This is a genomic window from Rhizobium sp. KNZ2-6A, from assembly GCF_056755475.1.
Map to the genome: position 1 here is coordinate 108,347 of NZ_JBNDIC010000009.1, position 12,061 is coordinate 120,407.

A 12,061-nucleotide genomic window follows, 5' to 3' on the forward strand; every position below is an offset into this window, starting at 1 on the left:
TCCGTTGAAGCTTGAATGTCAGGCTTGTTAGTGGGCTGTCTCGCCGCCAAGGTAGAGCGAACGCATGGCAGGATCCTCGAGCAGATCTACAGCTTTCCCCTCGATAGCCACGTTCCCGAGTGACAGGACATAGGCGGTGTCCGAGACATGCAGGGCCTCGAAGGCGTTCTGCTCTACCATTAATATGCAGATGCCATCGCGACGGCGTATTTCATGGATCACCTCGAACACTTCGTGCATCATGCGCGGGGAAAGCCCGGCAGAGGGCTCATCGAGAAGCAGGATCGAGGGGTTGGCGATCAGTGCGCGGGCGAGTGACAACAGTTGCCGCTCTCCGCCCGATAGCGAGGATGCCCGGCTGTTCTTCTTTGCTGCCAGTGAGGGATATTGCTGAAGCAGTTCATCGAAACGTTGCTCTCGATCGGCCTTTTCCATGAGACGTCCGCCAAGCAGTATGTTCTCCGATACGGTCATTGTGGCGAAGACATTGTCCGTTTGCGGAACGAAGCCGACATGGTGATTGCGAACTTTCTCGTAGGTGGGCAAATGGGTGACTTTTTCGCCCGACATTCGCACCTCTCCCGAACGGGGCGGAACAAACCCGGCAATGCATTTCAGGAGCGTGGACTTGCCGCAGCCGTTGGGACCTAGAATGGTTACGATTCGGGCCGGATCCGCTTTCAGAGAGATTCCGTTGAGAATATCGGGACCATCGCCATAACCGGCGCGGACGTTTTGGACTTCGATCATGGTACCTTCGCTCCCTTGTCCCTGGCGTTGCCCAGATAGGCTTCGACAACGCGCTCATTCGCGGTCAGCTCTGCTGGAGGGCAGTCAGCGATGACGCTGCCGCGATCAAGAACGACGCAGCGGCTGCACAATTCGCGAATGAAGTGCATGTCATGCTCGACGATCAGCAACGTCACGCCGGAGGCGTTGACCCGCTTGAGCAGAGCTACCATGTGCACACGAACGTTGGGATGCACGCCGGCAGTGGGTTCGTCCAGGCAGATCATCTTCGGCTTGGTTCGAAGGGCAAGCGCAATCGAAAGCAACTTTTTTTGGCCGCCGGATAAGGATGCAGCGGGCAAGTCCTTCACATCAGAAAGAGACAGCTCCTTCAAAAGACTCTCCACATCGGCACTATCGTTACTGGAGGCCTTGAATAGGCTTAAGAACCCCGCACCTTCGGCTGCGGCACCTCGCAGAACTTGCGCGACAGTCATTCTTCTTGGCACTGAGGGAAGCTGGAATGTTCGCACCAAACCGGAGCGAGCTACCCGATCGACCGGCTTGCCGGCGATCCCGCTGCCCGAGAACCGTATCGCTCCCTCATCGGCCGGAACGAAGCCGGAAATGACGTTCAGCAAGGTGGACTTGCCGCAGCCATTGGGTCCGAGCAGTCCAATGATCTCGCCTGGCTGTATGGCAAAATCGACCCCCTGCAACACTCTGTTCGCACCGAAAGACTTGTGAATCGCAGAAACTTCCAAAATCGGTTCAGGCATGTCGCTTACCCCCTACACGGTCGGGCAGAAGACCCGACTGCCGCCACAGGATGAACACAATCAGTGCCATTCCCGTCAAAAACAGGCGGGCCGCCGCAACGAATTCGGTTGGCAGGCCGACCAGATCCTTGAAGAAGGGGATGAAAGCGAAGGTGAATTGCAGGAGGAACGCGCCAAGTATTGCGCCCGCATGGTTGCCGACACCGCCGATGACGATCATGGCCCAGATGAGGAATGTCTCCGAGCTCATCATCTGGTCGGGACCAACGAAGCTGACATAGTGAGCGAAGACAAAGCCGGTGACTGCGGCGATTAGTCCAGAGACGATCATGCACTGGCGTTTCAGCGCTATGGTGTCATAGCCGAGCGACGCGGCCAGTTGCGGTTCCTCACGCATGATCTTCAGGCCCAGTCCGTACCGGCCGTCGGTGACATGCCGGCAGAGAAGATAGGCGATGACGACGAGAACGAGAACGGTCGCCAGGATCGCGAGTTGCTGGTTAGTACCCGCCAACGAGGTGAAGAAGGGTTTTACGCCACTGATCCCTTGCGCGCCGCCCGTCAACCAATCCTCATTGGTAATAATGATCCGGAGAACTTCCGCGAGTGCCAACGTGACGATACCCCAATAGTCGGCCTGCAAGTTTCTCCCGATGCTTGCAAAAGCCCATCCGACGATCGCCGCGGCGATCATCCCGAGGATCAACCCACCGAGCATCCCGATGTCCGCCTGAAATGCCAGGCCAGCTCCGTAGGTGCCGCAGGCGAAAAGCGCGATCTGTCCGAAATTCATCAAGCCGCCGAAGCCGGTTTGAAGATTTAGGCTGAGCGCCAGGAGCGAGTAGAGCCCGGCCATGATTGTTACGTGGATCAAAAAATCAAACACGTTTCACCTCGTTCACGAAGAGGCCGCGCGGGCGCCAAATCAGGGTGACGACGAGCAGCAGGAATGATCCGGCCGTCGCATAGGCAGCAGGGAGAAACACGACACCTCCGCCAAGCAGCGGGCCAAAGTTGACGTTCGTGATGATGGTTTCGGTGATAGCGATCAGAACAGCCCCTGCTACCGCGCCGAAAGGATTGCCAAGGCCTCCGAGAATTGCAGCGGCAAAGACTGGCAATAGAAGGTCAAGGCCGGTCTGAATGTTGACTTCGCCCTTGAGCGCGATGGCGATCCCGCCGAGAGCGGCTATAATGCCGCTAATCAGGACGATGATCGTCTTCGTTCTCCGCGTGTCAATACCTGTCGCGTCCGCCAGTAACTCGTTGGTCGAGGTGGCGCGCATGCAGCGACCGAGATCGGTCCGGAAATAGAGAAGCGCGAAGATCACCAGGACCGCAGCCACGATCGCAAAGGTGATGAGCTGCTGCTCCGTGATCCGGGCACCAAGTATGCGCAGCGGCCGCGTGACGGCGATATTGAATCTGTTGGGATTTGGCCCGACGGTGATCAGGAAAACCGCGGATATCACCATGCTGACGGCAAGGGAGCCGATCATAGCCGTCGATGAGCCCGCATCGAGCATCCGATTGAAGAGAAATTCGTTCAGCAGAACAGCAAGCAATGCCGTCAGTACAACCGAGACAGCTATGGCTACATAAAGAGGTATGCCATTTTTCTGTAATACGATGGCCAGCAACCCACCAAGCGCCGCATACTGAACGAGAGCGACGTTGGGAAACTTCATCAGGGAGTAGACGGCACTCATTCCCATTGCGACCAACATCAGGTCGCACGAGCGCATCAATACATCGACCACGAACTGAATCATTCAGGAAATCTTTCGTTTTCGAGGACAGCGTGAACCGGCGACGAACATAGGTGTCGCCGCCGATCGTCCTCATTGGTTCGGCGCGACCTTTCCGCCTGCAATCTTGAGACGCAGATAGGGCTGCTTGGTACGCTGTCCGTCGGCATCGAATACGATCGAACCGGTTACGCCTTCGTAGTTCTTGCCGATCTCGGCGATCGCCTTCTTGATCGCCGCCGGATCCGTGGACTGAGCTTTGTTAATTGCTGCCGCAGCAAGCATCACGCCATCATAGGCGAAGCCGTTGAACGTCGAGGTGAAATCGCTCTTGAACTTGTCCTCGTAGGCCTTTTGATAGTCTGCGCCGTTCGGGCCAACGTAGTTCAGGTCCATGCCGATCTGACCCTCGACATATTGCGGGTCGCTGTCGGCAGTGCACATTGCGAGATATAGCGCGTACCATTTCTTCTCGTTCAGGCCGAGCTCGAAGCTTTCGCGATTGATGGTCGCCGCTTCCTTGCCGTAGGCGGTGTAGACGAAATAGTCGGGTTCGCCAGCATCGAGCTGTTGAATCTCGCGGCGGTAGCTGGTCTGACCTTCTGTGTAGAGGACCTTCGAGACGATATCGCCGCCAAGAGCCTTGAATTTCTCCTCGAAAGCCTCGGACAGCCCCTGGCCGAACGCGTTGTTCGGTGCGATGATCGCTACCTTGCGCGCTCCAAGAGCGAAAACATCGTTCGCGCCGAAGGCGCCGGAAACGTTGTCGAGGCCGATCACGCTGAACGAGCCTTCCGGCAGGTTGCGAAGCTTCCCGCTGGTGCTCGCCACGTTGATGTGAGCCAGACCTTGCTGAAGGATATATTCTGCGATCGGGATGGTGATCCCGGATGAGAACTCGCCGACGATCAGCGGTACCTTGTTGACAGTTACCAGTTTCTTTGCCGCGTCGAGACCGGTTGCGGCTCGTCCGGCAGAGTCCTCTGTGACGATCTTGAGCGGCTGCCCAAGAACGCCGCCGGAGGCATTGATCTTCTCCAGAGCGAGTTCCATCCCGCGGCGTTGATCGTCGCCCTGGGTCGCACTGGCGCCCGAAAGCGGGATCACTGCGCCGACGGTGACATCCGCGGCGTGGACCCAGGACGTAAAGCTCAGCAGCATCAAACCTGTGGTCAGAAGTTTCTTCATCGACATTCCCCTTTTTTGCTAGTTGATATTGTCGACAATAGAAACGACAAATGCGTTTGGTCAATGGGGCGCGGCACAAAATTTATCGACGCCTAATATTTCGTCATTATGACTATAAACCTCGCATTGATAAAGGTTCTTGATTTGCGATATCTCAGAATGGCGATAAGGGAAGTTGACATATCATTTGCCTTTCCAGTAATTGTCGACAATGAAAACGACAATATAAGGGGCGGCAATGCATGTTCTCATTCTTGGCGGCGGCGTCGTTGGCGTTACCGCCGCCTATCAACTTCAGCGGGATGGCCACGATGTAACCGTGGTCGAACAGTTGGATGCGGTTGCCGAAAATACCAGCTGGGGAAACGCAGGCATGATCGCCCCAGGTCATTCGTTCGTCTGGTCCTCACCGGCTGCGCCGAAGATTCTCGTGAAATCCTTGTTCATGAAAAACCAGTCGTTGCGGTTTCGTCTGTCCGCTGATCCGCATCTCTACACCTGGTCGTGGCGCTTTCTCATGGAATGCACGGCCGCCAAGGCCCGTAGGAATACGCTTCTCAAGCATCGGCTGGCGGTTCACTCCCAATCGGTTCTGAACGAGGTCGTCACGCGCGAACGGATCGAATACGATCGTACGAACTCGGGAGTCATCTACTTTCATCGCAACAAGGCTGCTCTGGATGTCGGCATCAAGAACATGCGGCTGCTCGAGGAAGACGGCCAGGAAATTCGCGTCGTAGGGGCTGACGAGGTCGCGACAAGGGAGCCAGCCCTTGCAGCCTCCAAGCATCTCATAGCGGGAGGGATTCTTTGCCCGACCGACGAGACCGGAAACTCGTCTCTGTTTACCAAGGCGCTGGCCAAAATCGTTGTCGAGCGAGGTGGCCGGATTCTCACGGGTACTCATATCCAGCGGATATACCGCAAGGGCGATTCGATCGATCATATCGCTACCGACCGCGGTGAGTTCAGGGCCGATGCTTATGTCCTGTGCCTTGGAAGCGAGAGCCCGATCCTTGCGCGAAAGATCGGGCTGTCGTTGCCGATCTATCCGGTCAAGGGTTACTCACTCTCTATTCCGGTGACCGATCCCGACCTTGTGCCCAAGGTACCTGTGCTCGACGAATACAACCTTGTCGCGTTCACCCCCATGGGGAAAATCCTGCGCGTTACGGCAACCGCCGAGTTTGCGGGCTATGATCGTACGCACAAGCCATCCGACTTCGCTTTCATGCTTCAGCTGACCAGGGAACTCTTCCCGAAGGGCCTGGACTTCGACAACGCGCATATGTGGGCCGGCTTGCGACCGATGACGCCCGACAACCTTCCAGTCCTCGGGCAGCGCGGTATCCGCAATCTGTGGCTCAATACCGGCCACGGTCACATTGGCTGGACTATGTCCCATGGTTCCGCACGCATCCTCGCCGATCTGGTCGCGGGGCGTGCGCCTCCCATTCCGCTCGACGGGATATTACCTCGGCAGCAATCTGCTTCGCCGGTCTTTCCAATCATTCCACACTAAGGAGTTACTATGACTGAAATCAAACGCCTTGCACCAGGCCCGCGGATGTCTCAGGCTGTCGTTGCCGCCAACCTCGTTTTCCTCGCCGGACAGGTTGCGCTTCGCGCTCCGGGTACTTCGGTTGCGGAACAGACCCGTGACATTCTCGCTCGCACCGACGAGCTACTGGCCGAAGCTGGTACGGACAAGACGAAGCTGGTTTCTGCCTCGATCTGGCTTAGTGACATCACCACCTTCAGCGAAATGAATGACGTATGGGATGCTTGGGTGGCGCCCAACGCCACGCCGGCTCGCGCATGCGTTGAGTCCAAGCTCGCTGCACCGCAGTTCACGGTCGAAATCGCTGTGATCGCGCTGGCCTAGTTGCTCCGGGCAGCGGGACAATTACTCCTTCCGATGCCATCTCATTGACACATGGTCTAAACCCGATTCTTTACCTCATGATGCACTTCCACCCACTGCGAGGAAATTCAGACCATGCTTGAACCGAAACCCACGAAGACAGGCCCGAGAATCTACGAACAATTGCGCCGCATGGCGATGGAATACCGGTTCAAACCGAATGAGCGGATCAATGAATTGGAGTTGGCGGCAAAGCTAAATGTGAGCCGCAGCCCAATCCGGGAGGCGCTCCAGCGACTGGTCATGGAGGGCTTGATCACCTTCAAGCCCAATCACGGGTTCTTTTGCCGCGGCTTCGATGTCGATGAGATTTTGAACCTGACAGACGTCCGCATTCTCCTCGAAGAGCGCGCGGTCCACCTAGTCGCCAATCGCGCAACGGACGATGAATTGCGCGACCTGCTGGCTTGGTGGCAAAAGACATCTCTTCGAGCGGACGCGCTCTCGAGCGCGGATCTGACCGCAAAGGACGAGGAGTTTCACATGAGGATCGCGAAGCTCTCGGGCAATCCGGAGCTCGCCAAAATCATTGAAGGTATCAACACCCGAATTCACTTTGTGCGAGAAATCGAGGTCGAAAAGCATCGCCGTTTATCGACAACTTTTACGGAGCACAACGATATCGCCGAGGCGCTTGTTGCTCGTAACGCAGATCGCGCAGCCCGGATCATGCATGAGCATATCAGCATCAGTGCGTCTGACGCGATGGCCACCGTCAAGGAAGGCCTCGTGCGAATATTCATGAACTGACCCAGGACCCATGGCACAAATCCGTAACACCAGTACCGCTTCTCCATATCGATTCATCCACCTGATCGTCGTTTATCTCGTTTGGGGAAGCGCCTATTTTGCGGTGAAAATGGTTGTGCATGGACAGGCAGCAGTGTCCCCGCTACAACTCCAGACATGGCGGATGTGGAGCGCAAGCGCGCTGCTGACCGTCGGCTCTGTTCTATGGATGAGGGGATTTCCACGTATCTCCGGCGGGAACCTCACTTTGTGCGCTACCACGGGGATCCTTATGTGGGTTCTCGGCAATGGGTTGGCTACACTGGCGTCGAGGCATGCGGCGTCAGCGTTCATCGTGATGGCGATGGGCATGATCCCGCTCTGGACGACCCTCCTTGCGAGCATCCGCGATGCGTGCATACCGTCCCGACGCATTCTGACCGGAATTTCGTGCGGCTTCGCGGGGCTCCTCGCAATTTTCGGCCCGCCCGCCTTTGCGGGTGACACATCCCTCGTCGAACCGGGTTACGGTGTTTGGGTGGGGCTTGTCCTAGTGGGGGCCGGATCGACCTGGGCGTTGGGCACGATTTTGCAAAAGCCCCTACTTGCCGCGGTCTCTCCGCCGCTTGCGGCGGGCTTGCAGATGCTGTTCGCTGCGGTTGCCTTGACGATTCTATCTCTGGTGACGGGAGAGACGCTTGTCGTCCCGGCCGATCCGAGTACCCAGCAAATCGGCGCATTCCTTTACCTCGTCGTCTTCGCGTCGGCCGTGTGCCTGATGTCGTATCTCAACGTCTTGAAATCCTTTTCTCCGGCTGTCGCCTCCACCTTCGCATACGTGAACCCAATAGTGGGCGTCGGCCTCGGCTGGTGGATCGTTGACGAGGCGGTTACCGCGTGGTCGCTCGGGGGGATGGCGCTGGTGCTCATGGGCGTATTCATCGTCCTCTTTGAACAACCACGTACTAACAAACAGAAGCCAGTCCTTCAGGACGGCTAGTCTCGAACGATATTTGAGGTACCAAATGACGCTGGCTAACGATAATGCCGAATGCGATGTCATCATCCTGGGATCAGGCTCCGCCGCTCTTTCAGCGGCCTTGAGAAGCGCCGTCGCTGGATTGAAGGTCATTGTTTTGGAGAAGACGGGCTTTGTAGGTGGCACCAGCGCGATGTCCGGCGCCGGGACGTGGATCCCCGCCAATCACCATGCCGCCGCCGCTGGCATTAAAGATAGCGTGTCCGAAGCACTCGAATATATCAGATCGGCTTCGCCGGAAGGCTGGCAATCCAGCGAAGGCGAGCTTTGGCAGGCGTTCGTAAAGAATGCGCCCGAAATGCTTAAATTTATCGAGACGAACACCCCCCTGCGTTTCGCGCTCACTCAGGAGCCTGATACTATGGTCGAGCGTCCCGGCGGAAAAAGAAAAGGCAGGATGCTGTCGCCAGGACCTTTGAGACGGTCCCTGGTTGGCCAGTTTTCCGGAAAAATCCGGCCCTCGACGCTTCCTCATCTCTACACCTATCAGGAAGTCTATGACGGCGATCTCTACCATCAGCCGGTGAGAGCAACGTTGAAGTTCATCCATCGTCTGAGCTGGCGATTGCTGACAGGAAGCAGAGCCCAAGGAAGCGCTCTGATCGTTGGTTTGTTGAAGGGGTGCCTTGATCGTGGTTGCCGGGTCGAGCTCAATGCCAGGGCAATCGAACTTGTTTCGGACAACGATCGTGTAACCGGTGTCATCGCTGAGACAAATAACAAGAAACAGACAATCCGGGCGCGCTGCGGCGTCGTTATTGCTACGGGCGGGTTTGAATGGGACAAGAACCTCCTGGAACAGAATTTCCCAGGGCCGCTCGATTGGCTTGGCAGCCCACGCTCGAACGAGGGGGATGGCCAGAAACTCGCCCAGGGCGTCGGTGCCGAACTTGCTCATATGGATCAGGCAAACGTCTACCCCGCGATGCCCACATTCTATGAGGGGCGCCCGCACGGAATTCCGCTGATCTTTCAGGCTGAAAACCACGCCATCCTCGTTGACAGGAGCGGCAGACGTTTTGTCAGTGAGTACGATTTCAATATCGGGGAGGCCATCGACAAGCGAGATCCCGTCACCGGTCAGCCTCAGCATCTGCCTGCATGGGTTGTCGCGGACCGCCGCTTCCTCAAGCAGGCACCACCTTTTCTGTGGTACGCACGTAAAAAGCCAGGTTGGCTCGTACGCGCCAATACGCTTGACGAGTTGGCACACAAGATTGACGTGCCGCCGCGCGAGCTTACCGCGACAGTCGCTCGCTACAACTCGTTCTGCCGGACAGGCAAGGACGAAGATTTTGGACGGGGCGACAGTATCTGGGAACAGTTCAAAGCCGGTGGACCAGGCGCAGCGCTTGGGTCAATCGAAAGAGGTCCCTTCTTCGCCATGCCGCTCAATCGCTCCATTCTGGGCACGAAGGGGGGCGCGAGGACAAACGCAAAGGGCCAGGTCCTGCGAGCTGATGGCAGTGTGATTGGCGGCCTTTATTCTGCCGGGCTCTCCATGGCGAACCCCATAGGCACCCGTGCGGTTGGTCCCGGCACGACGATTGGGCCGAACTTGACTTGGGGATACATCTGCGCAGGCTCCCTGTGTGGCGATAAGATTGCGCAATCGGCGTCTGGCTCGTTTAAATGATGCAAGCTAAGAGGGCTAGCACTAGAATTGTGGACCGAGAGATGCTGCCGCCCGCCCTGCGAAGCTATTTGCGCAAGAGTGCCGCGATGGTTGAGGAGCCTGATATCGCACTCGACCATTTCGGCCAACTACTGCACGCGTTGGTCGACACGCCCGGCTCGAACCCGGAGACGCGACTGTCACGGGCTCGGATGATCAACATCTGCCTGTGGATCATGTTTGTCTGGGCGCGCGAGGCAAACAATGTGGAAGCGCCCTATCGCGCCAGCGAACGCGCCCAACTCGAGGTCTGGCATCTCCTGAAAGCCGATGTCGCGCGCTCGGGCAAGACGGCCGAAGCAGTCGGCTTTGTTATCAATGAGATCTTCGAGTTGCAATTCTCGATCTGGGACGAATTCTTCGAGACGAAGATCCTGCCGCACGCCAATGTCCGGCATGCGCTTTCATCGGCAGTCGGATCACACGCATCGCTCGATGTAACCTCAAGCTGTTCGAGCTTATCGGTCGTCTGGCGTTGCGTGGTCTGTGGCCAAAGGCTTGGACCAGCCGGCTGGCTTTGCAATTCGCATCCCTGTGAAAATCGACACCAACGATCATCTACCCCGCCAACTTTGGTATTTGGCGCAGGACTAATCGCAGGAATCGTTGGTTGCATGCCCCCGCAACCAAGCGAGACTTGAATATTTGTCCATTCAAGTCGCTTCACAGAAAGCTCCTCCGCATACGCGTCGAGGAGCTTTTGCTTTTGGGCCTCCGTGTCGATCTCGCCGGCGCGCAGCTTCTCCAGATAATCGTGGCGTTTCAGCGCATCCAGCTGCTTCTCGACATCACCAACGGAGGGCGCCGGTCGCTACAGGGGCATCCCAAAGGGTCATCTCCTCCTCCGTCAGCAGGGCGAGGGTGGCCGAAAGGCCTTGCATGTCGAGCGAGGTGACGTAGGTTCCAACCAGCGAGCGTTCAACGAGAATGCTTCGTTCTTCCATGAAACGGCGAGCGGCGTTATAGGCGAGGTAGAGCTCGGCAGGGGGTGTGCCGCCGAGTCCGTTGATCAAGAGCAATGCCTTCGTACCCGGCTGCAGGTCGATGTCCTCGATGATCGTTTCGCACAGATGCCGGACGATGTCGTCCGCAGTGGAAAAAGGTTGCCTAGAATGGCCAGGCTCGCCGTGGATTCCGACGCCCATCTCTATTTCGGTTGCGCCCAACGAGAAGGTCGCGCGCCGGGTATGCGGCACTGTAACGCCCGTCAGAGCCACGCCCATGGAACGGATTCGCCCGTTTAGCCCATCGCCGAGCGGCTTCATCTCCGCAAGCGGCCTCCCCTGTTCGGCGGCCGCCCCGACGATCTTTTCAACTATCAGGGTACCCGCTACTCCGCGGCGGCCGCGACCCTCGCCAGTCCGCGCGGTCTCGATGTCGTCGCAGACGATCACCATCTCGATCTCGTGGCGGCCGGCGGCCATCTCCATCGCCATCTCGAAGTTCATGATGTCGCCGTCGTAGTTCTTGACGATCAGCAAGCATCCGGCGCCGGTATCGGCTTCCTCGATGGCGCCGATGATCTGGCTCGGCGTCGGCGATGTGAAGACGTGCCCGACGCAAGCCGCATCCAGCATGCCTTGGCCGACGAAGCCGATATGCATGGGCTCGTGACCGGCACCGCCGCCAGAAATCACTGCGACCTTTCCGGCCGTGAGATGACGACGACGGATGCATTTGCGGTCGGCGCCGAACACGACGAAATCCGCATGGGCGCGTACGAAGCCTTCGACGCTTTCGGCGACCATTGTTTCCGCAGTGTTCATGAACTTCTTCATCGAGCCCCTCCCAAGGCGGCGATAGCGGATGCGTTCAATCGGTATGTCGGGCACGGTTGATCATTCCGCCGCTCCCGAGATCGCGGCAATCTTCTGGACCAGTTCCGAGATTGCCTCCTCCAGAAGGCGGTTTCTTCTCTCGTCGCCAAAATCGGGGACCATCAGTGACAAGTGCCGGAGCCTTTCCGAGGACCCGAATTCCGGCAGCTTTCCGGGATGGGCGTTCTGATAAGCTTCAAGAAAGCGTTCCTGTTCGGCGGCGCTGAAGTGGCAGACGCGGAAGATCGTCGCGAGATGGCGCGCCGGCAAGGGCGTCGCGTAGGTCGGGCTGGTTATCTGCGTGACGAAGCTGCGATGTTTTCCAAGCTCCGTCGCGAGCCGCTGGCGCATGCCAGACGGCCGGTTGTCGATGATCTGTGCCAGGATGGATTTGTAGCCGATGATGGCGTCTTCGGTGGTTTCGCGCGCCATA

General features: G+C 57.7%; 13 protein-coding genes. 6 read left to right on the top strand and 7 right to left on the bottom strand.

Annotated elements, in window-relative coordinates; genetic code table 11:
* Positions 1 to 27 precede the first annotated feature (27 nt).
* From ACPYOP_RS08885 to ACPYOP_RS08905, 5 genes are all read right to left on the bottom strand, one after another.
* Entirely contained in the window at positions 28 to 750 is a 723-nt protein-coding gene (locus ACPYOP_RS08885; RefSeq protein WP_481410020.1) for an ABC transporter ATP-binding protein, read from the bottom strand.
* Positions 747 to 1,508 carry an ABC transporter ATP-binding protein gene (locus tag ACPYOP_RS08890; RefSeq protein WP_481410021.1) on the bottom strand — a complete coding sequence of 254 codons (762 nt, stop codon included), beginning with the start codon at positions 1,506 to 1,508 and terminating at the stop codon, positions 747 to 749. The genes ACPYOP_RS08885 and ACPYOP_RS08890 overlap by 4 nt, the downstream gene beginning before the upstream one ends.
* Positions 1,501 to 2,394, bottom strand: coding sequence for a branched-chain amino acid ABC transporter permease (locus ACPYOP_RS08895; RefSeq protein ID WP_481410022.1), 894 nt, complete (start codon positions 2,392 to 2,394; stop codon positions 1,501 to 1,503). Before ACPYOP_RS08895 ends, ACPYOP_RS08890 begins: the two co-directional genes overlap by 8 nt.
* Positions 2,387 to 3,280: a branched-chain amino acid ABC transporter permease gene (locus tag ACPYOP_RS08900; protein ID WP_481410023.1), complete on the bottom strand. Its 894-nt coding sequence runs from the start codon at positions 3,278 to 3,280 to the stop codon at positions 2,387 to 2,389. The genes ACPYOP_RS08895 and ACPYOP_RS08900 overlap by 8 nt, the downstream gene beginning before the upstream one ends.
* Before the next feature lie 69 nt (positions 3,281 to 3,349).
* Complete coding sequence (locus tag ACPYOP_RS08905; protein ID WP_481410024.1) at positions 3,350 to 4,444, bottom strand: ABC transporter substrate-binding protein; 1,095 nt, start codon at positions 4,442 to 4,444, stop codon at positions 3,350 to 3,352.
* A gap of 238 nt (positions 4,445 to 4,682) precedes the next feature.
* Between ACPYOP_RS08905 and ACPYOP_RS08910 the strand changes: the two genes are divergently transcribed.
* From ACPYOP_RS08910 to ACPYOP_RS08935, 6 genes are all read left to right on the top strand, one after another.
* Positions 4,683 to 5,966, top strand: a complete 1,284-nt coding sequence (locus tag ACPYOP_RS08910; RefSeq protein ID WP_481410025.1) for a D-amino acid dehydrogenase — start codon at positions 4,683 to 4,685, stop codon at positions 5,964 to 5,966.
* A 9-nt stretch (positions 5,967 to 5,975) separates the two neighbouring features.
* A complete protein-coding gene (locus ACPYOP_RS08915; RefSeq protein WP_481410026.1) occupies positions 5,976 to 6,329 on the top strand; it encodes a RidA family protein in 354 nt (117 codons plus the stop codon).
* Positions 6,330 to 6,443: 114 nt separating this feature from the next.
* Complete coding sequence (locus tag ACPYOP_RS08920) at positions 6,444 to 7,118, top strand: GntR family transcriptional regulator (protein ID WP_481410027.1); 675 nt, start codon at positions 6,444 to 6,446, stop codon at positions 7,116 to 7,118.
* A 10-nt stretch (positions 7,119 to 7,128) separates the two neighbouring features.
* Positions 7,129 to 8,097 (top strand): DMT family transporter, encoded by a 969-nt coding sequence (locus tag ACPYOP_RS08925; RefSeq protein WP_481410028.1) that lies wholly within the window; start codon positions 7,129 to 7,131, stop codon positions 8,095 to 8,097.
* Positions 8,098 to 8,122: 25 nt separating this feature from the next.
* Positions 8,123 to 9,772, top strand: a complete 1,650-nt coding sequence (locus ACPYOP_RS08930) for an FAD-binding protein (protein ID WP_481410029.1) — start codon at positions 8,123 to 8,125, stop codon at positions 9,770 to 9,772.
* Between the two features lie 41 nt (positions 9,773 to 9,813).
* Positions 9,814 to 10,452 carry a hypothetical protein gene (locus ACPYOP_RS08935; protein ID WP_481410030.1) on the top strand — a complete coding sequence of 213 codons (639 nt, stop codon included), beginning with the start codon at positions 9,814 to 9,816 and terminating at the stop codon, positions 10,450 to 10,452.
* A 147-nt stretch (positions 10,453 to 10,599) separates the two neighbouring features.
* Here the strand turns inward: ACPYOP_RS08935 and dhaK are convergent, their stop codons facing one another.
* Entirely contained in the window at positions 10,600 to 11,589 is a 990-nt protein-coding gene (gene dhaK, locus ACPYOP_RS08940) for a dihydroxyacetone kinase subunit DhaK (RefSeq protein WP_481410031.1), read from the bottom strand.
* A 60-nt stretch (positions 11,590 to 11,649) separates the two neighbouring features.
* Complete coding sequence (locus tag ACPYOP_RS08945) at positions 11,650 to 12,060, bottom strand: hypothetical protein (RefSeq protein ID WP_481410032.1); 411 nt, start codon at positions 12,058 to 12,060, stop codon at positions 11,650 to 11,652.
* Position 12,061: the final 1 nt, after the last annotated feature.